This is a genomic window from Streptomyces sp. NPDC111516 (assembly GCF_055635345.1).
This window is the reverse complement of the sequence record NZ_JBVKBV010000002.1, coordinates 493,367-513,202: the sequence shown is the minus strand read 5'-3', so window position 1 is coordinate 513,202 and position 19,836 is coordinate 493,367. Positions and strand designations below refer to the sequence as shown.

At 66.4% G+C, this 19,836-nt stretch carries 15 protein-coding genes and 1 pseudogene; 9 read left to right on the top strand and 7 right to left on the bottom strand.

Translation table 11 applies throughout. The features are described 5' to 3' along the window. The first annotated feature begins 39 nt into the window (after positions 1–39). Positions 40–2,175 carry an AIPR family protein gene (locus ACZ7L9_RS07910; protein WP_471413461.1) on the top strand — a complete coding sequence of 712 codons (2,136 nt, stop codon included), beginning with the start codon at positions 40–42 and terminating at the stop codon, positions 2,173–2,175. 328 nt (positions 2,176–2,503) lie between these two features. Here ACZ7L9_RS07910 and ACZ7L9_RS07905 read toward each other — a convergent pair whose 3' ends face one another. From ACZ7L9_RS07905 to ACZ7L9_RS07880, 6 genes are all read right to left on the bottom strand, one after another. Next, complete coding sequence (locus tag ACZ7L9_RS07905; protein ID WP_471413460.1) at positions 2,504–2,701, bottom strand: hypothetical protein; 198 nt, start codon at positions 2,699–2,701, stop codon at positions 2,504–2,506. A 404-nt stretch (positions 2,702–3,105) separates the two neighbouring features. Next, positions 3,106–4,524 (bottom strand): methylation-associated defense system restriction endonuclease subunit S MAD5, encoded by a 1,419-nt coding sequence (gene mads5 / locus ACZ7L9_RS07900; RefSeq protein WP_471413459.1) that lies wholly within the window; start codon positions 4,522–4,524, stop codon positions 3,106–3,108. After that, a complete protein-coding gene (gene mads4 / locus ACZ7L9_RS07895; protein WP_471413458.1) occupies positions 4,521–5,231 on the bottom strand; it encodes a methylation-associated defense system protein MAD4 in 711 nt (236 codons plus the stop codon). The genes mads5 and mads4 overlap by 4 nt, the downstream gene beginning before the upstream one ends. 68 nt (positions 5,232–5,299) lie before the next feature. After that, the gene (gene mads3 / locus ACZ7L9_RS07890; RefSeq protein ID WP_471413456.1) at positions 5,300–6,628 is read right to left on the bottom strand and encodes a methylation-associated defense system AAA family ATPase MAD3; all 1,329 of its coding nucleotides are present in this window, start codon (positions 6,626–6,628) and stop codon (positions 5,300–5,302) included. Further along, positions 6,625–8,799 carry a methylation-associated defense system DNA methyltransferase MAD2 gene (mads2, locus tag ACZ7L9_RS07885; RefSeq protein WP_471413454.1) on the bottom strand — a complete coding sequence of 725 codons (2,175 nt, stop codon included), beginning with the start codon at positions 8,797–8,799 and terminating at the stop codon, positions 6,625–6,627. The genes mads3 and mads2 overlap by 4 nt, the downstream gene beginning before the upstream one ends. Before the next feature lie 858 nt (positions 8,800–9,657). Then, positions 9,658–10,071, bottom strand: coding sequence for an ATP-binding protein (locus ACZ7L9_RS07880; RefSeq protein WP_471413453.1), 414 nt, complete (start codon positions 10,069–10,071; stop codon positions 9,658–9,660). Positions 10,072–10,279: 208 nt separating this feature from the next. On the opposite strand from ACZ7L9_RS07880, the gene ACZ7L9_RS07875 reads away from it, so the two are divergent. From ACZ7L9_RS07875 to ACZ7L9_RS07840, 8 genes and pseudogenes are all read left to right on the top strand, one after another. After that, positions 10,280–11,131, top strand: coding sequence for a helix-turn-helix domain-containing protein (locus ACZ7L9_RS07875; RefSeq protein ID WP_471413504.1), 852 nt, complete (start codon positions 10,280–10,282; stop codon positions 11,129–11,131). 4 nt (positions 11,132–11,135) lie between these two features. After that, positions 11,136–11,360, top strand: a complete 225-nt coding sequence (locus tag ACZ7L9_RS07870) for a DUF397 domain-containing protein (RefSeq protein ID WP_471413452.1) — start codon at positions 11,136–11,138, stop codon at positions 11,358–11,360. A 318-nt stretch (positions 11,361–11,678) separates the two neighbouring features. Beyond that, positions 11,679–12,365: a class I SAM-dependent methyltransferase gene (locus ACZ7L9_RS07865; RefSeq protein WP_471413450.1), complete on the top strand. Its 687-nt coding sequence runs from the start codon at positions 11,679–11,681 to the stop codon at positions 12,363–12,365. Beyond that, on the top strand, positions 12,362–15,031 hold the full coding sequence (locus tag ACZ7L9_RS07860) for an SUMF1/EgtB/PvdO family nonheme iron enzyme (protein WP_471413449.1): 2,670 nt from the start codon (positions 12,362–12,364) through the stop codon (positions 15,029–15,031). Before ACZ7L9_RS07865 ends, ACZ7L9_RS07860 begins: the two co-directional genes overlap by 4 nt. Next, positions 15,028–15,294 carry a hypothetical protein gene (locus tag ACZ7L9_RS07855; protein ID WP_471413447.1) on the top strand — a complete coding sequence of 89 codons (267 nt, stop codon included), beginning with the start codon at positions 15,028–15,030 and terminating at the stop codon, positions 15,292–15,294. Before ACZ7L9_RS07860 ends, ACZ7L9_RS07855 begins: the two co-directional genes overlap by 4 nt. Then, positions 15,291–16,571: a hypothetical protein gene (locus tag ACZ7L9_RS07850; RefSeq protein ID WP_471413446.1), complete on the top strand. Its 1,281-nt coding sequence runs from the start codon at positions 15,291–15,293 to the stop codon at positions 16,569–16,571. Before ACZ7L9_RS07855 ends, ACZ7L9_RS07850 begins: the two co-directional genes overlap by 4 nt. Positions 16,572–16,881: 310 nt before the next feature. Further along, positions 16,882–17,352: a GNAT family N-acetyltransferase gene (locus tag ACZ7L9_RS07845; protein WP_471413444.1), complete on the top strand. Its 471-nt coding sequence runs from the start codon at positions 16,882–16,884 to the stop codon at positions 17,350–17,352. A 42-nt stretch (positions 17,353–17,394) separates the two neighbouring features. Further along, positions 17,395–17,544 (top strand): annotated as a pseudogene (locus ACZ7L9_RS07840) (DUF397 domain-containing protein); the annotation flags it as partial. Between the two features lie 227 nt (positions 17,545–17,771). On the opposite strand, the gene ACZ7L9_RS07835 reads toward ACZ7L9_RS07840, so the two are convergent. Continuing rightward, on the bottom strand, positions 17,772–19,805 hold the full coding sequence (locus ACZ7L9_RS07835) for a TerD family protein (RefSeq protein WP_471413502.1): 2,034 nt from the start codon (positions 19,803–19,805) through the stop codon (positions 17,772–17,774). Positions 19,806–19,836 lie beyond the last annotated feature (31 nt).

The window sequence follows — 19,836 nt, the reverse complement described above, 5'->3', positions numbered from 1 at the left end:
TTAGGGTGATTGTCGGTCAGTCGGTGACGGGGAGGGCATGTGTCGTATTCGTTCCACATCCGCAATCTGAAGAAGCGGCTCATCGAACGCTTCGACACTCTGATCGATATGTCGGACGAGCCCTGGGCGTCCGAGAAGAAGAGAGAAGAGAAGTTCCTCAGCCGAGGGGTGGCGGCCCTCGCCATCAAGCGTGAGACCGGCTGCGCGGACCGGGACGCGGCCCTGTCGATCATCGACGGCCGTGACGACTGGGGAATCGACGCGATCGCGGTCGAGCTGTCCGCCTCAGGCCAGGGCGGCCGCCCGCACATCACGCTGGCCCAGGCGAAATGGAGCGAGAACGCCACCGCCGGTTTCGGACAGAGCGAGGTGGACCGTCTCTTCCGCGGCCTCGACTACCTGCTGAACCTGGAGTTCAACCGGTTCAACAAGCGCATCGAACACCACGTCGAGGCTCTCGACAAAGCCCTGGACAGCGGCTCCCCCAAGATCACGCTGCTGCTGGCCCTGGTGACCGACACCGAACTGCATCCGGACATCCGGACGTTGCTCGACTCCGAGGTCAAGAAGCGCAACTGGGCCGAGGACATGGTGGAGTGGCGCGTTCTCGACCTCCGGGGCCTGTATCAGGAGATCCTCGGCGAGCACGCCGACCGGAAGATCGAACTGGAGGCGTGGGTCGAAGGCGTCGGCCGGGAGGAACACCCTTTCACCGCGTACTACGGCACGCTCTCCGCGGCCGATGTCGCCGAATGGTACGAGACCCACGACCGGCACCTCTTCGCCCGCAACATCCGCGACTCGCTCGACACGGACGTCAACGACAAGATCCGCGCCACCCTTCTTCAGGAGCCCGAGAACTTCTGGTACTTCAGCAACGGCATCACCCTGCTGTGTGACCGGATCCGCAAAAAAGGCAAGGGCGCGTTCGCCCCAGGTGCTGGCGCCGGCTTCATCCTGGAGGGGGCGAGCGTCGTGAACGGGGCGCAGACGGTCAGCGCCATGCACCGTGCGATGCAGCGGAACCCGGCGTCGGCCGGCCGCGGTCGCGTACTCGTCCGCATCATCTCCCTGGAGCACTGTCCCGAGGGATTCGGCGACCAGGTCACGCTCAACACCAACACACAGAATCCCATCGAGGAGCGGGACTGGAAGTCCCGTGACCCGATCCAGGCCGGTCTGAGGGACGACTTCTCGCTGTCGCTCGGCCGCACCTACGTGCTGAAACGCGGCGAGTCCGAGCCCGCCCCGGAAAGCGGCTGCACCATGACCGAGGCCGCGATAGCCCTGGCCGCGACCCACCGTTCCCCAGAGCTCGGCGCGAAGGCCAAACGAGACCCCTCGCTCCTCTGGGAGAAGGCGAACTACCAGGAGATCTTCGGCAGAGCGCTCAACACGGCGCCGAGCGCACACCGAGTGTGGCGCTGCGTACAACTCGTACGGGCGGTGGCGGCAGCGCTCACCGAACAGAGCGAAGACCTGTTCGGCCGGGCCGCCAGCACCGCCAGCAACGGCGACCTGCTGATCAGCCACGTCGTTTTCCAGAACCTGGACACCGGCGGCCTCGACGCGGAGGACAAGGACTGGGACGCCGAGCTGGCGAAGGTGCCAGACCTCGTCGAGCAGGCTCTCGGCTGGCTGGTGACCACGATCGACACGGCGTACGGCCGCAACAGCCAGATCCTGACCACCATGCGCACCCCGGAACGCGTCCGCGTGGTCTCGCGCCGCGTCCTGAGTGCCATGGCCGCGGGGACTTCCGCACCAGACAACGCCGATTACCGCGTGGAAGAGCGGGTCCAAGGCAAGCCAGCCCGGTCGACCAACGCCGTGAGCCTCATCGTCAAGGCCGAACGGATCCCGGTCGGTACGACGCTGGAGTTCCGCCCGGTGACCCGGCCCGACCGGCAGGGGCTGTCCGAGTGGCTCGCGGAGAACCCCGATCGGGCCCGCGCGACCTGGGGCACCAGCGTGTCCAAGCCCCTGATCTGGGCTTTCGATGGCGAGTCCTACGCGCCGAGCACACTGGTCCGCAAGATGCGCAAGGAGGCCATGGGCAAGACCCAGCAGGTCCAGGGAACCCTGTACTGGCACATCCCGGGCGAGGGCTCCCTGGTCGACCTGGCGGCGGAACTGCGGGCCGAGGACGAGTTGGACGCGGAGGGGTGCCCTTGAGCCGGATGCCGTGCCCGACCGACAGGTACGTTCAGTCCAGCTCGGACCCGCGGTGGGTACTGGACCACCTCGCCGGAACCATCTGATCCGGCGCGGTGGTCCACTCTCTGCCTCCGCCCACCGGACGGAGAAAGGCGAGCCGACGGGCAGGGCGCGCGTCCGGTGGCCCGGTCGAGCACGAGGGCTCCGACGGGGAGGCCGGGAAGGCCTACGGGCGGGTCGTAGGCGTTGGGCTGCGGGAGGGCCGGGGGCTCTGCCGGCGGTACAGCCGTCCCGTGCCGGGTGGCGGCGCCGTTCCCGGTCGTACGGCGAATGCGTGGCGGCTGGGTCACAGGACTTCCCCACGTGCCAGCGAGGCGTTGACCTGCGCCACTTGCGAGCTCAACGCCTCGCTGGCACGTGCGAGTTCGACGTGTTCGGGCCGCGCGGTCCACTCTCGGCCGCCGCCTCTGGGGCGCAGGTGCACCTGCCCAGGGGTGCGCTCCATGACGACGCCGTAGCGGTTGCGGACGGTGTCGTAGGCCAAGTCTCCCACGACGGAGGCGGGGGGTCCGGGGTGTTGGTGTGGGGGGGGCTGGGCAACGTCCATCGACGGCCTCCAGGGAACGAGGTACGTGAGCCCACGAGCAGCGGAAATCACTGTTCGCACCCTCATCACCACTCTCCGTCGCCATCTTCAACAGGGGTGACGCCTGCGTCGAAGTAGCCGACGGCGTCCCTGGCCTCGTCCCCGTCCGTGAAGCAAGACACCCCTCACCGCGCCCTTGCTCTTCACCTCGACCGCATGGGACGCCTTCGATACTTCAGTGAAGAGCAACGCGGAACCCACCATGTGACTTGTTCCGTTGACGGCCCGCTCCCTCATCGCCTTGCGAGCCAGGGTGTCCGGACCTGTCCCATCACGCCATGCGGAACAGAACTGGCGATGGTTCAGGACGCGCTGTGCTCCAACACTGCCTGCTCCAGCAGCTCCAGCGCCCTGTCTTCCTTCTGATCGGCCTCATCCCGCTTGTGATAAGCGCCGCGGATCGTTTCAGCAATACGCTCCCGATCGGGCGAGGTTAGGACAGGAACGGGGATCTGGGCGCGCAGTCCCTCGTGGACATCCTGTTGCTTCCCACCGGTCGACATGGAACGCAGGACTCGAAACATTGCTTCGGAGCGGAGGAAGGCAAAGAGGTAGGCACCCGGGATATCAGAAGTTCCCGTTACAACCCGAAGAAAGTGCTGCGTGTACGCGTACTCAAGCCAAGAACCGGTGACAAAGATCGCGCGGCAGAAAACCTCATTTTCCCCCAGAGTGCCCTGGGACGGGATCATGACCGTCTCGTCCTTAGCGAAAATTCCTGGAGGCGCTTGGCTAGGGCTGATCCAACGCCCTTCAGGGCGAATCCAGAACCCCTGCCTCTGCCCAATCAGACAGACAGCGCCATGGCCTGGCTCGGCATCGACACGCTTGAAGCGCACGCCGGATCCGAGCTGCCCGCCCTCGCAGATCTCGCCGAGCGTCAAGTGATCCACACCGCGCAACGCGTCCAAGATCTGCCGAGCCTTCGGCTGGTAATTCAAGGCCCGCAGCGTCAGGGGCGTCAACTTCCGCTGCTCGAAGCCCAGATCCCGAGGTTGGTCATGCCACCGCAGGTCGATCAGTTCCTCAAGCCCCGCCGTCCTGAACAGATCCTCGGTAGCCCCGACCACACCGGCCTGGAACTCGGCCCGCAGCATGGCCGACTCCTCGACAAGGTCATGGATCTCCTCTTCCAGCGCCGAATCGAAGCGCGGAACCGGAAGCCCTTCAATGTGATGAGGCTCGATGTGCTGAATGATCGCGCCATAGGCCTGGCTGGCGACGATCGGAACACCGAAGCGGCTGCGCAGGAACGTGTTGAGGTAACCAGGAGGAATGAGACCCTGGCCCGGTACGACCCTCATCACGTGCTCGCTGCATGTATAACCGTCGATGTCAGGACGGGCGTACGCGATACGGCCGACGTTCCCTGAGCGCGTGATCAGAGTCCAGCCCGCCCGAATCGTCAGGCGGGGATTGAGCGCGACGGATGTCTTGGAAATGAACGGCAGATTCGAGAAGTCCGCCTCCATGATGTCCGTACTGGAGAAGAACCGAACCCCGTGTTCCGGCGCGGTGACCCAGCGCCGCAATGGCCGCCCCGCGTGGAAGATCCCCGCCCCGCCTCGCGTGACCTCCCGCAATGGCACCGTACGCGGCAACCGCTCCAACAACTTCCGCGCCTCAAACGCCCCCGACAAATAGGGCGCCGCATCCATCCGAAGCCCCTGCTCCCGCAGCCACCCCAGCCGTACCGGATTGTCTTTGGACGCGATCTTCACTGCCCGTACTCCGTCGTTATGGTCGTCGTGTATGCGGTCGTGGTCCCGGCTGGCGGAAACCAGGCCCCAAGGGTCGCCATCAGATGTTGGAATGACGAGTCCGTGCAGCCTCGAACGGACGGAACCTGCTCCGCGAAGCGCCGGAAGATGCCGTTGTTCTTGGGGCCGGTGTACTTCAGCCGGTGCAGGTACGCAACCGCTTCCTTCGGATCGTCGGGCTTGTCCTTGCCAGGGGCCCACAGTCCGGCGTCCTCCAGCACTTGGCGCGGCGTACGCTCGTCGCCCTTGCTCGGCCGCCACACGAGGGCCTTCTTGATCACCTCGGTGTGGTCCGACCAGAACCAGTTCTCCAGCTCTGGCTCGATGACGACGACCGCATACTGCGGCCAGAAGTCCTCCAGCTGCTCACTGATGCGTTTGCGGATCTCGGCGACCGGCGGCGCCCCCTTGTAGGCGTGGTCCATCACCACGACCGCGCGCTCGTACTCACCCCGCCACGGTTGCAGCAGCACACCGGCCCGTACAGGCAACTCGGAGTCCTTGTTGTCGCTGACCTTGATGTCCCGTCGGCCGTCGAAGACGAACGGACCGCAGCCCAACTTGTGGTGGATGTCCTTGCGGTCCAGGAAGGCACCGATCATGGCCTTCATCCCCTGGTCGGCGACGTAGAAGACGACATCGCGCTTCCCGGACTCGTCCGAGGGCACGGCCGCCTGCCGTGGTACCGGAGCGATCGCTCCCCCTCCGCGCCCCGTCCGCCGCCCGGCCCCCTTGCTCACTCGAACACCCCCGTCGCGAACAGCGTCCCCAGATCAAGATCCCCTCGCCAGTCGGCCAGCCGGGGATGCCTGTCGCCGCGCACGACGGTCACGGCCCCGGTGTCGTAGTCGACACGCGTTGCGAGCACGTCCGGCAGTTCCACGTTGGCCAGGACCAGCGGCGACTGCGTGGCCACCAGCACCTGACAGTCCCGTACGGCCTGAAGCGCCTGCATGACGATCTCGATGGCCTGTGGATAGATGCCGTTCTCCGGTTCCTCCGTGACTAGCAGGGCCGGCGGGTCGGGCATGAAGGCGATCAGGGTCAGGGCGAATACGCGCAGAGTGCCGTCAGACAGGCCCGAGGAAGTGACCTCATGGCCACCCGCATAGGTCACGCGGAAATAGGCGTGGTGGTCGTCCTCGCGTTCCACGACGTCGATGTCCTGGACCTGCGGCAGAGCGATCCGGACCAGGTCCACCCAGGCGTCGTAGAGCTCCTTGTCCTCGCCCTTGAGACGCAGGGCCAGCCAGGGAGTGTTACGGCCGACGGGATCGAGCTGGGGCCTGCGGCCGGCGGGCGGGGCGGCCTGGCGCAGGGCGGCCCAGTCCGGGGCATAGGCGAGCGTTCCCTCCCGCAGCAGGGAACGGAACCAGAGGGCCACCGGGAAGTGCGCCTCGTCGAACGGCACCGTGTCCAGCGCAAGCCGGCTGTGCGGGCTCTGCCACGTCAACGGGGGCTGTCCCCCGGTCTCGGAGGTGAAACGCGCCACCGGACCACCGGTACGAGCGATCACCGGACGCCAGCTCTCCTCCCAGGCCCACCGGACTCGGCGACTGCCGCCCCGCCCGGTGGTCACCGTCTCGTCCGGGTCCTCGAAGGCCCGCTCCCCCGGCACCGGCCGCACCGGATGCTCCTCGGGGAACAGCACCAGGTACTCCCCCGCGATCTCGATTCCCCGACCGCCCTCGACCGGCGCGAGGTGCAGCTCGTACCGTAGATGGGTGGGCAGTGGGAGGCGCGGGTTGCGGGTGGCCTCGGCCAGGAGCTCGGTGATCTCCTCCGGGAGCCACGCCTCCATCGCGAAACCGAAGCCGCCGTCCCGGCCCCGGTGGGCGGGCTCGGTGAGCGACTGAGCGCGCGGTGGCCGACCGGTGCGGGCGGACGGACGCAGGAAGGCATCCTCGATCCGCTCGGCGCCCAGCAGCTCAGCGAGCAGGACCGGAATGTCGAGCAGCGTGCTCTTGCCGGAGCCGTTGGCACCGGCCAGCACATGGAAACCGGCCAGGTCGACGGCGAGGTCTTCGAAGCAGCGGTAGTTGTACGCCTCGATCCGGGTGATCATGAGCGCGCGTTCCAGGGAAACTCGTGGGCGTGGCGCTCGGAGAACTCGTGGTACGCCTCGGCGATCTTCGGCAGGTCGTTGTCGAGCATTGGTTCCCGGCGGCTGATCTTGCGCTGCACCTCGGCACCGCCGATCCGCAGGATCTCGTGCTCCGTCTTCTCCTCGGTCACGATCTCGCCATCCGGAGTGCGCACGTAGACCTTGTTCCCGCGGCGGTCGATGCCGACCTTCTCGGCGACGGCCATGAACACCGGGTAGTCGGCGGCGCCGAACTCGATCTCCTCCTGCCGTTCCTGGGCCGTCTTGCGGCGCAGGAAGAGCAGGGTGGTGAGGATGTTGACGTTGGCCTCGGCGATAAAGGTCTCCACCGGGAGTTCCACGCTGCCCAGGACCCAGCACTGGTCGAGGATGTAGCGCCGGACCGCCTCGTCGGAGGGGCCGGGGTTGGACAGGATGCCGTTCGGCAGAACGATGCCGATACGCCCGCCGGGCCTGACCCACTCCACGGCCCGCTGGACGAAGAGCTGCTCCGGGGAAACCGCGGTCGCCTCGCCAGCCTTAACCAGCTTGCCTGTGTCCTTGTCACGGGTCCAGTTATAGGCGACGCCGAACTGGCCTCCGCTCTTACGGAATCGCGTGAGGATCAGGTCCTCCGACACCGGGATGTCCGAGCCGAACGGTGGGTTGGTCATAAGCACGTGCACCTCCCCCAGCCCTATCTGTGGGAAGTTCAGCGCCTCATCGTTGCCCGCGAGGTGACTGTCCGGGAAAGCGAGCGAATCCATGTGAAAAGCGTGTCCGGCCGTGTCGGTGAGCGTCATCAGGCTCATCACGGTCGCCCGGCGCAGGAAGGGGTCGAAGTCGGCGCCGAAGAGGTGCTTGTCCGCGTACGCAGCCAGCCTTCGCCGGGAGTCGGCCATCCGCCTCGCAATTTCCTTGGCGTTGGTGAAGGTGGCACCGTCGTCCTCGACCTTCTGCCACTTGCGCAGCAGATGGTTCAGGGTCTCGCGCAGGAAGCCTCCCGTGCCGCAGCACGGGTCCAAGACAGTCTCGTGCTCCTTCGGGTCGAGGATGTCGACGACCAGCTTCACCGCTTCATTGGGCGTGAAGTACTGACCACGGTCGCCGCGCAGGTTGTCGCCGACCAGTTCCTGGTAGGCGACTCCCTTGGCGTCGATGTCAGTACTGCCGAGGTCGTAGGGGGCCAGCTCGCCGACGATGAAGGTGAGCGCTGGATCGGTCAGGGTGAGTTCGTCCCGGTGGTCGAAGAGCTTCTGCTCCTTGTAGAACTCCTTCACCTCCTTGAAGAGATCCCTGACGCGGCCCGCCACCTCGGGGCTGCCCGACCTGCGCTTGGCCCCGGTGGCGGTCGTCTCAGTCCGCACCAGGTCTGCGATGTCGATGCGGAAGCGCGAGTCCTTGCCCTCCTCGCGGACCTGGCGCTCGTCGTAGATCCTCGCGAAGAGGACATAGAGGAACTGCCAGAACGCCGCGTCCTTGGGCAGCCCCTCGTTGCCGTGAATGTAGTTGTGACAGCGCCGGAAGGCGAAACGGAGCATGTACTTGTCCGCGCGCCTGATCTCCTTCAGAGAGGACGCATCACCAGTGGCGTCGAAGGCCGAATCGTCCCCTCGGGGCCAGTTCGGCAGCGGCCGGAATCGGTCCTCGAACCGGACTTTCCGCCCCTCGTCGTCGCGCTTGATCTTCTCCACGAAGTACAGGTCGATGTCGTCGGTCCACAGCCCCAGATGACAAGCCGGCCCCGCCACACTCATCAGGAACTGAAGCTCGTCGATGTCCTTCGTCGCCTGCTCGTGCGTGCGGATCTTGGTAACTGTGCGGCCGGTCTTGGGGCGTGGCTTGGTGATGACGATGCGCCGCAGGTGATCCACTGTCTTCGGCTGGCCGGGCTCGAAGACGGCGATGCTGACCTTCTTGCGGGTCTTGCGGCCGCCCTCGGGCGCCGGGATCTCGATCGTGTAGTCGCGCTTCATGTCATCAGGATTGATCCCGTACTGGTGCACGAGAACCCGGGCGATGTGCTGGCGGACCTTCTCGGCCTCGGTCAGCTTGAGGATGTCCTTGCCCGAGATGTAGTCGATCGTCTCGTCGTCCCCGAGCGCACGCGGCGGTGAGGCCTCCTCGGAGCGCTCCCTGGGTACCTCCGGCACGGAAAATCCAAGGCCCAACTGCTCGTCCGCCATATCCGCCGTCTACTCCGTCTCGACTTCCACCCAGCCCCGCCCACTCTGCGCGAGGGGCCCGCACACACTGCGAGCACAGCCTAGATGAATGAGCCCGAGGGACCGCCACGATTACTGAACGCAAGCGGTCAGTAACCGTTTGCCCAGCTGTCCCGTGGGGCGAATTCCGGGCCGTCGCCTCAGCATCTAGCGCTCGGATCCCTGAGGCCTCTCAGAAACTTTCGACTCTGCCCCAGGGACTTCCCGGAGGGTGATATTACCTTCTCAGAGGCTTTTGCGACCAAAGGCGGCAAGCCCCTCAAAGATCAGAAAGGCCATCACCGCACCCATGAGGGCTGTCGCTGTCACGGCGCAAGTGGCCCTGCCCCGCAGCTCTGCGGTGAGGGCCGGGCCGCGTGCGTGATGACATGGTCATGATTCGGGGGGTCGGGCTGCTCAGTCAGGTCATCGAGCGCGACTGGGTCGGCTCATGCGGAGGTGCGAGCCCGCCCGGGGGTCCGGCGACCACCGTCGGCGGGGCGGTAGTCATCGCGGCTTCTTACTGTGGGGGAGTCGACTTCCCGTAGGGCGGCGGGTCGATAGTGCGACCGTCTCGTTCGGGGCTGCTCCCTGCAGTTCAGCCCAGCGCCGCCCTGAAGCGGTCGATCTCTGCTGCGTCGATCCGACTCCGATGATGATCAGGCTCGCCGCCTATGCGGACGAAGCGCGAGCGGCTCCTTGCGAGGCGCTGAGCAGTAATTGGCAGATCTATTTCAGACCTTCGGGCAATCCCCCAGGTCGGGCATCCAGACGACGGAACGCATCTGCCACTCAGTGCCGGAGCGGCTACGCGGCGGCCAACTCACACCACACGACCTTCCCCCGACTACCGTCCCTCGTCAGCAGCTGCCAGCCCCACAGATCGGCGCAGGCCCGGACGAGCACCAGCCCCCGCCCTTCCTCCGCGTCGGCGACCTGCTCAAGCGGCACGGCCGGCTCCGGCGGCTCGGGGTCGGCGTCCCAGGCCCCGAGCCGCAGCACACCTGCCGACCAGCGCACGCGCAGTGCGGCCGGGCCCTTGGTGTGGCGTACAGCGTTGGAGATCAGCTCGGTCGCAAGAAGTTCGGCGGTGTCGACCAAGCGGATCAGCCCGTGCATGGTGAGGATGAGGCGGAGGGTGCGACGGCTGATGGTGACGGCGCGCAAGTCGTTCGGGATGTAGAGGCAGTACTCCCAGGGCTCGGTCAGGTTTTCGGGCATGCGTCAGCTCCGTTTTGGGTGGGGTGGGGTTGCGGGGCAAGCGGTGGCATTGCCGCAGCCGTCATGGCACGACGGAGCGGTGCGCTTCCGCAGCGTGTGCGCTACGTCACTGACGGTATGGCATAAAATTGTTCCGCTGCAAGCCGGTCGCGTAACCTGGCACCGAACGAGTCACCGCGCCAAGGCCGTTGAAGGCGAAGAGGAAGTCATGCCGCCCAGACTGCAACCAACCGCACGTCAGGTTCGCCTGGGCACTGAATTGCGGAAGCTACGTGAAGCCGCAGGACTCAGGGCCCGTGAGGCCGCCGCGCTGCTCGGGTCCAACTCGGTCCAGATGAGTCACATCGAGTCCGGGGTTGCGGGCGTCAGCGAGGAACGGGTACGGCGCCTTGCCGCTCATTACAGCTGTACGGACGAGGGGTTGCTCTCAGCGCTGGTGGCAATGGCGACTGAACGAACGCGCGGCTGGTGGGATGAGTACCGAGATCTGCTGCCCCAGCCGTTCCTTGACCTCGCCGAGTTGGAGCACCACGCCAGCTACCGGTGGGACGTGGACTTCCTGCACGTCCCAGGCCTTTTGCAGACCGAGGACTACGCCCTGGCCCTCTTCTCGTACGTGAACCCGGAATTCCCGAAGAGCGATGTGGAGCGCTGGGTGGAACACCGGATGAAGCGCACAGTCATCATCGAACGGCCCGACCCGATCCCATATAGGACGGTGATCCATGAGGCAGCGCTGCGCATCAGGGTCGGTGACCGAGCCGCGGCACGGGCTCAGCTCGCCCGCGTCCTGGAACTCTCTGAAGCCGATCACGTCACCGTACGCGTCATCCCCTTCGATCTGGACGGCTTTGCCGGAGCAGGAAGCGCCATGGTGTACGCAGGTGGTCCGGTCCCCAAGCTGGACACCGTCGTGCGTGACGGGCCCAATGGCCCTGCGTTCATCGACGCCGAAGCCCAACTCGGCCGCTACCGAACGCTCTTCCGTAGGGTAGAAGCGGCATCGCTCGAACCCGAGCGTTCGCGTGACCTCATCCTCCGGATGACGAAGGAGCTGTGAGTCCATGATGACCCCCAATACCTGGCAAAAGTCGTCCTACTCCGGCGGTGGCCAGGGCGACGCCTGCGTGGAGGTTGCACATCGCCACACCCACATAGCCATCCGCGATTCGAAGGCCCCGGCCAGGGCCACCCTCTCCATCCCGACCGGAGCCTTCACCGCCTTCGCCGAGGCCCTGAAGGGCGACACCTACTCCGCGGTGACGGACTTCACCAGGTTCCGAGGCTGATCCACCTCGTTCCTCCGAGCCGCGCCCAGCTCGCACGCGAGCACCTGCAACGGCACCCCGCCACCAGCGGCTGGAGCAGCGTCGGCGTCGCCGGGATGCGGCGATCAAGTCCAATCCTGGCCGGGTGACGCCCTGTTGTCGTGTCGTGCACCCGCGATAGCCTGCACCTGTCTTGTGCGGCACAGGCGCCGACACAGTTGGCGACACACGAGCGGCAAGAGGGGAATCGTGGAGCGGCGCGACGTGCGGGGGCACTACGAGGAACTGGCAGCCGAGTACGACGAGCACTGGGTCTACGGCCCGGACTACATTCCCTGGATGGCCGGCCGGATCGCCGAGGCGCTGCGACTCAGCCCCGCGGACCGGATCGCCGACATCGGCTCTGGTACGGGTTTGTTCGCCAGGGAAGTGGCCAGTCAGCTCCAGCCAGGTCATTCGATTCTGTGCGTCGATCCTTCCGAATCGATGCTCCGTCAGCTGGGCACCCCGCCGGCGCCCGGCCTGACGCCGATCGTCGCTTCGGCCGAGGACGTCGCAGAAGGGCGCGCCGGTCTACCGTACGAACAGCTCGACGCGATGTGGCTCAAGGAGTCGGTGCACCATGTGACCGACCAGGCACGCACGCTGCGGGGCCTGGCCGACCGCCTGGCCCCCGGAGGACGGCTGCTGGTGGTGATGCTCCCGGCCACGATCCAGTACCCGCTGTTCCAGGCGGCCCTCGACCGCTTCGAGGAGCTTCAGCCGGACCCTGCCGATATCCAGGCGCACTTGAGTGCGGCCGGGCTGGAAGCCAGCCTCACCCACGTCGAGCATGAGCTGCGCATCGACCGGGACAAGTACTTCGGCATGGTGCGCGCCCGCTACATGTCCTTGCTGTCCACGTTCAGTGACAGTGAGATCGAGAAGGGCATCGAAGAGATGCAGGCGGCGCACCCGGAGCCTGTCCTGGTGTTTCCCGACCGTTTTGCGTTCGTCTTCGGGCAGCGACGAGCGGAGGGCACGTGAGCACCGTGGTCGACGAACGGCTGCGGCGCCTGAGGAATGAACTCGACGATCATTCGCGGATCGCCGACCGATTAGGGCTCGATCTGGAACGGCCGCTGCGGTCCCTCAACGACGGCTATCCGGAGAACGCGGTCGCTCTGGTCGGGAAACTGACCGAGAAGCTTCTCAAGGAGCTGTGGCGGCACCACGGCGTCGAGGGCGACCCTTCGACGAAGGCCCTGAACGACCTCGTCAAGCGTTGCCGCCCACACATCCGCAGCAGTACGGTCCTGGACGCGCTCGACGACATCCGGCGGCTGCGCAACCGGTCCACGCACGACGGGTACGACATCAGCGACGAGGACGGCTTGCTGGCGGTCCGCAGGCTCGTCGATGTGCTGGTCTGGTTCACCGACACCGGGAGCGCGGCGCTGCTCGGCGGTGAGCCCAATATGGCCCCTGAGGTGGCGCGTCGCTGCGAGTTCCTCGCCGGGCTGTACGTCACTCTCGGCTACCGACAGGCCAAGCGGTTCGTTCTCAGCCCGGACACCGTGTACCAGCTGTTCTGCCGCGAGTCGGGGATGCGGCTGGAGTATGTAGAGCTCCTGCTTTCCCGGGACGCCGGCGACCTGAGTGCCGTCCTTGCCTCCAGCGGTGGCGAGCTGCTGCGGACGCGGCTACCCAAGCTCACTCGGTTCGTGGTCCTGGACGACAACAGTGGCGACGGTGCGGCGTCTGGCGCGCTTCATCAGATGCTGGGCCTGGACTTCCGGATCGTGCGCTACGACGGTTTCGTGGACGCGATCGTCCATCTCGACGACCACCTCGCCCCTCTGTCCTGCGTCGACAGCCCTGCCGAGCCGCGGTCCGCTGTCGCCGCGGCGACGCTGACCACCGATCCGCTCACCGGCGAGTCGAAGGTGGTGCAGTCCGGGGACGCGGCCGAGCTACTCGAGCGCCTCTCGCGCGGCAGTGCGAACGTGCTGGTGACTGGTCGTCCCGGAAGCGGGAAGAGCACACTTCTGCGCGCGCTGGCTGCCAGCCCGGAGATCCGTCGCTTCCGTTTCTACTTCGACCTGGGTCTCAAGCCGAAGGGCGAACCGTTCTCCGAGTACGCGGCCCGTGTCCTGGCGCCGGCCATGACGCCGTCGGACCGCTCCCGTGCGTACGACCTCTTCCTCTATCTGATCCGGTCCGGGACCGCGTTGTGCGTGCTCGATGCCGTCGACGAAGGGGTGGAGGAGTCGAGCCCCGCCGGATTTCTGCGGCTCTTCACCGATCTCGCGGCCGTCCTGTCCGCCGAATCCGCGGTGGTCATGAGTTCACGGGTGTCCTTCCTGGCGGACTCGCCGCAAGTCCGCCAGCTGCTGGACAGCGGCGCGGGTCGCAGCGAGCAGCTGGTCGAGCAGATGTACGCGAACGGCTTGGACCCGGCACGCATCCCGCATTTCCATGTCGTGCGCCTGGCCGAGCCCGAAGCCACGCCTCTGGAGAAGCACCTCACCGCGGCGCTGGAGCTTCCGCCGGGACAGGCCCTGACGGACATCCTCGGCACACATGTCACACGGACGCTGACCGAGCGCGGTCGGCCAGGCCTGGAGGCGCGGCTGCCCGCCACGTTCGGGCACGCGTTCCTCACCGACCAGACCGTCTTCTCCCTCCTCGACCTACTCCGGCAGCTGGGCGTCGACGCCTTCACGGACGGGCGCCTCGATCTCGACGCCTGTGCCCTCGCTCCACTGCTGCGCCCCGCCGGAGCCGACCACGTCGCCTTCGTGCACACGGCGTACCAGGAGTTGCTGGCCGCCCGGTATCTCGCCGCCCCCGCGAACCGGAACGCAGCAGCGGACATCCCGGGAGGGCCCTTCCTCACCGAGCAAGTGCGCGCCTTCCTCGCCGAAATGCCCGGCACTGCGCAGACCGATGACTGCGTACTGCCCGCCGGGGCATACCTGGTAGGCCCGGCCGAACGGCTGCTGATCCGTCGCGTCGAGCGTCCCGTACGCTTCGACCGCCACGCCGTGACTGTCGCACGCTATCGCCGCTTCCTCGACGCCCTCGACGCGGACGGCACCTCACAGTGGGACCACCCCGACCAGCCCGCCCACATCACACACCGCCCCGCAATCGACCGGCTACGGCAGCCCGACTACTACGAAAGCCCGCACTGCGCCGACCACCCGGCCGTCTGCATCGGCTGGTGGAGCGCCTACGCCTTCGCCGCGTTCGAAGGTAAACGCCTGCCGACCGCGCTCGAGTGGGAGGCTGCCGCGCGCGGCGCCGACGGGCGGCTGTTCCCCTGGGGCGACACACCCGACAACGCCCGTGTCAACTGCGCCGACGCGTGGGTAGGCCGACCTGTCGTGACGTACCAGGCGTGGTACCGGGACTTCGCGGGCGACGCCGTACGCCGAGCCGGGGTCACAGCTGTCGCGGAACGCCCCGGCAACCGCTCACCGTTCGGCATCGTCGACATGGTGGGCAACTGCTGGGAATGGACCTCCAACAGCCTTACCGACCCTGGCGAGGCGGTCATCTGCGGCGGCAGCTACGACAACCCGATGCGCGCCATACAGGCCAGCAGCAAGAGCGTCTACAGAAAGAACGGCGCAAGCAACGCCGTCGGCTTCCGATGCGTGCAAGACCTCGAAAGCGACACCAGCAATACAGAGGAGACGCCAGCATGAGCGGCAAGGGGCCCCGCCACGGAACCATCGTCGACACACGGCAAAGCGGCGGAGGACCACGCGGTGTGCTCAGCTCCTACATTGTCCGAGACGACGAAGACGAGCGGTACTACGGCTTCGACTACCGGCAGATCGTGACCGAAGGGTTCCGGACCATCCGCAGCGGCGAACGCGTCCGCTTCCACATCAGCGCCGAAAGCCCGGACCGGGCGGAGTTCGTCATCCGCCTGGGCCAGCCCGACCCGGCCGAGTACTACCAGTGACCGCCGAGGTTCTGCTGCTCGACGAAGCCGTAGGGGCACGCCAGGAGCTGACCGTGGTGCTACCCGTGCGGCTGCTGCGCCTCCCCAACTGGCCCGAAGGCCCCTTCCCGTTCGAGCTGGGCAGTCGCCGCACCGACACCGAGACCCGGTCCACCTACTTTGCTCCCGCCTCCGCGCGCGCCCTGTACGGGGCACTCGGGCGGCCCTGTCGCTGGCACCTGCCGCAGGACGTCAAACACGATGGTATGCACCTGCTCGGTTTGGAACTCCTGCGCGCGGCCACCGCCCGCAGCCCCGAACACGCCCTGGCAGTACTGCACTTCAGTGTGGACCGACCGCTGCTGCCTGTGCTGCGGGCCTTGGCCGGACGGCGGCCGGACTCTGCCGATGACCCGCTCACCGGGCCGTTCGACCCTGACCCGCTTCTCGCCGGCATCGCGGACGTCCGTGCCTCCGGCGCACCGTTCGCCACCGCACGGCCCTACACCATCGCCTTCATGACCCCAACGGCCCAGCACGCCCCCGCTCTCCGCGCCGGCTCGGAAGGAGAACTACCGGCTACTGCGGACCGCTGGCTATGGCAACTGGCCTCACGCTCCACACCGGAGGACTTCCCCCTCCCACCGGAGACCGCCGACGAACAACTCAAGCACACCGTGCGGATTTCGGCGGACTGGAGCGCCCTGGTGCTGCGACAAGGAGCTGCCTTTCTCGGCCACCGGCCCGACACCGGCACGGGCGACTTCTACGAGTTCGGGGCACTGCACTCCCGTACCGTCTATCTCGACGCCCTGCTCCTCGGCTCCCTCCAGCGCGATCACATCGACGAACTCACCGAGGAACTCTCGGGGGTGTTCGACTCTGCACGACTGGCACGCCGCGTCGCCGGTCTGGAGAGGAACATCGCCGCTTTTCGCAGCACCTACTGGCGACAACACCTCACTGCCCACGGCCCGGCGAACGATCTACTGCTCGCCTTCCAGAACCAGCACCGGCTACCCGCCCGCTTCAACGAGATCCTCGCCGAAGCCGCCGACTACAGCAGGCTTGTACAGACACAGGAGAGCCAGCAGATCAGCGGCGCCCTGGGCGTCCTGACCATTCTCGGCCTGCCCCTCGGCACCGCTCTCAGCATCCTGCAGGTCCTCGGCGATGACTCCGCGACACACCTGCTCATAGCACTCGCATTGTCCGTCGCTGCCACAGCAGCGGCCTTGACAACACGGTACGGGCGCTTGGTCCTGTCGTCACTCCGGGGCGGGGAGGGCAAGCCGTAGGACGCCAAGGCATGCAATCGACGCCCGAGTGGCTGGACTACTTGCCCGGCGGACAGAGCGACGCCGCAGACGCGGTCTGTGGACTTTCATGGACAGGATCTCGGAGCGTCTGCCCAGATCAAAGCAGCTGCCTCGGACGCGGACACAGCCCGGCGTGCCAGTCCCGCTCCAGTTCCGCTGCATCGAATACGCTGCGAAGACGTCCAATCTGACGTCCTTGAAATTGCGTACACACAGCGGACTGCGCACGGCAGAGGCTCTTCACGTCGGCCCGGATGGCGCAGTTGCCGGATGTAGGAAGGGGCATGGCATGACGTTCCCAGGCGTGCACCTGCGGGAGATCACCGACGACAACCGGGATGCCGTTCGTGCCCTCCGCGTCCGACGCGGCCAGAAGCAGTTCGTCGCCTCCGTCTCCAAGTCGCTCAAGGAGGCGACAAAGAAACCGGAGGCCAATCCCTGGTACCGCGCCCTGTACCGCGACGACGAGCCAGTCGGCTTCGTGATGCTGTCGTGGAAACCGCCGACTGGTCCTTACAAAGGGCGGCACTTCATCTGGCGCCTTCTCGTCGACAAGCGGTACCAGGGGCGAGGGATCGGCCGAGAGGCGCTCACGCAGATCACCGCCCTGGTTCGCACGGACGGCGCCACCGAGCTGCTGACCAGCTACGAGCCCGGTGACGGCGAACCGTGGCCCTTCTACCAGAAGTTCGGGTTCGAGCCCACCGGGGAGATCGACGACGGCGAGATCGTTCTGCGGCTCACCTTCCCCGCTCGGTGAGCTCATACGGAAAGCGATCGCCCCGAAGCGCCGCTTGAGCTCTTGGTACACCTTCAGTGCGTCCACCTGACGGTTCGACCGGTGCAGCGCGCGCCCACCCGCGTATCCATACGCGACTCCAAGGCCCCGGCCAGGGCCACCCTCTCCTTCCCAACCGGAGCTTTCACCACCTTCGTCGAGGCGCTCAAAACTTCAGCCGAAAAGCCGTCTCGATCACCAACTGCCCGCCCTCGACCGCCGGCTTTCCCTGTTCCCATGCTCCGAGTCCCCCGCCCAGCACTCGAACCTGCGGCCCATCCGCGAGCTGCCTCGGTCGTACTCGCGCAGCATTTCTTCGATCTTGCGGTTAGCGAATTCCTGCCGTCCCTCGATCGCCGCAGATGCGTGCAGTCCGAGGCGGCCAAGGTGATCGCTGGGCTTCAGCCTGTCGTCGCCCCTCCCCTGGACGGTGCTCGACGAGGGGTCGCACCGTCCAAGTGGACCACCACAGTGGTGTAGAAGCGTTGCACCGCGTCGTCGACGCTGCGAATGAATCCGGACTCTGCATTGCCGCGACTGCTTCCCATGCCCTTGAAGAGGGACAGGCGGAAGCCAGCGATCTGGGTGCCATTCTCCTTGGGCAGCATGTCCGCCGGCTCCGGGCGAAGCCGTTCGAGCGTTCCCCGTGGGCCGCCTTTTTCCCCTTCGATGAGAGTTTCGACGTGAAGATCCGCCGGTGCCTCGGCCAAGCGTCGGACGAGCCGCTTCGCCCACGCCAAGGGGTAGCCCTGCTCTGGCGCCGGGATCTCGATGGAGGCGCGGAGCTTGCCTGTACGCAGGTCTGCGCTGATCGCCAGGACGCCGGGCGTTCCCTCGATGCGCAGCTTCGCTTCCAGTTTCCCCTCGAGACAGAGCTGATCGGCGAGGCGGTCCCGAAGTGTTTTTGGATCGGTTCCACGCTTGGCGCGTTGGACGGGCAGTACTTTCTGTCCCAGTTCGCCGCCCAGCCGGAGGCAGACCTGGCGAATGAGCCGCTCCCAGCTCTCCACGACCTCCAGTGCGCGGGGGTCTCCCTGGCACAAGGTTTCGTCGTCGATTCCGTTGCGTACCGGAACCCAGGCCGGGCCCATGTTCTGGAAGCCGTGGCAGCCGGAGTTCTCGTGCTGCAAGTAGCGCAGTAGTTCCTGGAGGAGCCAGGCGTGCGCCGCATTGCCGACGCCCTCGTGCCGGATCAGCATCTGTGCCTGATGAGCGACTTCCGCCCATGACAGGTGCCAGATAGCCACCTTGTGCTTGCGTCGTCCGTCGATCTTCACGTCGACGAGCGGGCTGCCCTCCAATGCGACGTCGTTCGACAGAGTGATCACGGCTTCGTAGCCACGGCGCGCGGCGATATCCATGTAGGCCTGTACCTGATCGACCCTGAGGGCATTGCCGTTGGTCTTCGTCTCGACCAGCGCCGTCCACAGCTTGCCGGCCCGCTCAACACGGATCACTCCGTCGGGGCGGCGCGGGGTGTCACCGTGAGGAAGGGTGACCTCGGTGAAGGTTTCCATGCGACCGGCCGGTGCTCCGAACGCGGCGGTGAGCCTCCTGCCGAACTCCGGCACCTGTGCCATAACCGACAGCAGCACCGACGTCGCACGCATTTCGCGGTCCCGGTCGCTTTTGAGCGCCGACACCGGGAAGAGTCTGGCCTCTTTCCACGACTCGTTCTCCGCCAGCGTTTTCTTGGCCGTCTTTGGAAGCGTGACCTTCTTCTTCGCGGTACGAGGTCGTGCGGTCGACTTCCTCGGCTCGACCTCTTCGTCAGGCCGACGAGGAGCAGGGACGGCCACCAGCGTCTCTTGGGGCGTGGGTTCGTCGGCTGGCACTGATGGTGCCGTGTCCGCCTGATCGTCGATGACGGCGTTGTCCTGAGCTTCCTCTCCCGCCGCATCGTCCTCGATGTCGACCCCGAAGTCCGTCGCCAGACCGGCGAGGCCCGTGTCGTAGCCCTGGCCGACTGCGCGGAACTTCCACTCTTCCCCACGCCGGTACAGCTCCCCAAAGATGACCGCGCTCACCGAGTCGGCGTCGTCGATGGCGAAGCGGAGAAGTTCCTCACCGCCTCCGTCCGCCAACGACAGCTTCACGCCCTCCAGTTCTCCGAAGCAGGCACCCTCGTGCCGGCTGGCAGCCACGATGATGCGGTCGACGTCGAACGGGACCGCAGTCAAGTCAAAGCTGATCCGGTCCTCGCTTCCGTCTGCCGTCGGCGTCTTACCCAAAAGCTGCACGCTCCCGTCAGCGGCAACAGGGTTGTTGTAGAAGTAGAAGTCGGCATCGCTGCGGACCTTGCCGTTCGCGTCCAGCAGCAGGACGGACACGTCGGCATCTCCTTCACCGGTCGGGCTCCCCCAGCCCAGACCGACGATCGCCGAACCGACGTTCTCACTCAGGGCTGACAGAGATACATTCGAGCCCTTGACCATTTCACGCACAAAGCCCCCAAAGCAATGCAAC

Excerpts from the sequence above, each read along its gene's own strand:
- ACZ7L9_RS07880 (WP_471413453.1), bottom strand. The coding sequence starts at position 10,071 with ATGCCCGAAAACCTGACCGAGCCCTGGGAGTACTGCCTCTACATCCCG.
- ACZ7L9_RS07870 (WP_471413452.1), top strand. The coding sequence starts at position 11,136 with ATGATGACCCCCAATACCTGGCAAAAGTCGTCCTACTCCGGCGGTGGC.
- ACZ7L9_RS07845 (WP_471413444.1), top strand. The coding sequence starts at position 16,882 with ATGACGTTCCCAGGCGTGCACCTGCGGGAGATCACCGACGACAACCGG.
- ACZ7L9_RS07855 (WP_471413447.1), top strand. The coding sequence starts at position 15,028 with ATGAGCGGCAAGGGGCCCCGCCACGGAACCATCGTCGACACACGGCAA.
- ACZ7L9_RS07875 (WP_471413504.1), top strand. The coding sequence starts at position 10,280 with ATGCCGCCCAGACTGCAACCAACCGCACGTCAGGTTCGCCTGGGCACT.
- ACZ7L9_RS07865 (WP_471413450.1), top strand. The coding sequence starts at position 11,679 with ATGGCCGGCCGGATCGCCGAGGCGCTGCGACTCAGCCCCGCGGACCGG.
- ACZ7L9_RS07835 (WP_471413502.1), bottom strand. The coding sequence starts at position 19,805 with ATGGTCAAGGGCTCGAATGTATCTCTGTCAGCCCTGAGTGAGAACGTC.
- mads3 (WP_471413456.1), bottom strand. The coding sequence starts at position 6,628 with ATGATCACCCGGATCGAGGCGTACAACTACCGCTGCTTCGAAGACCTC.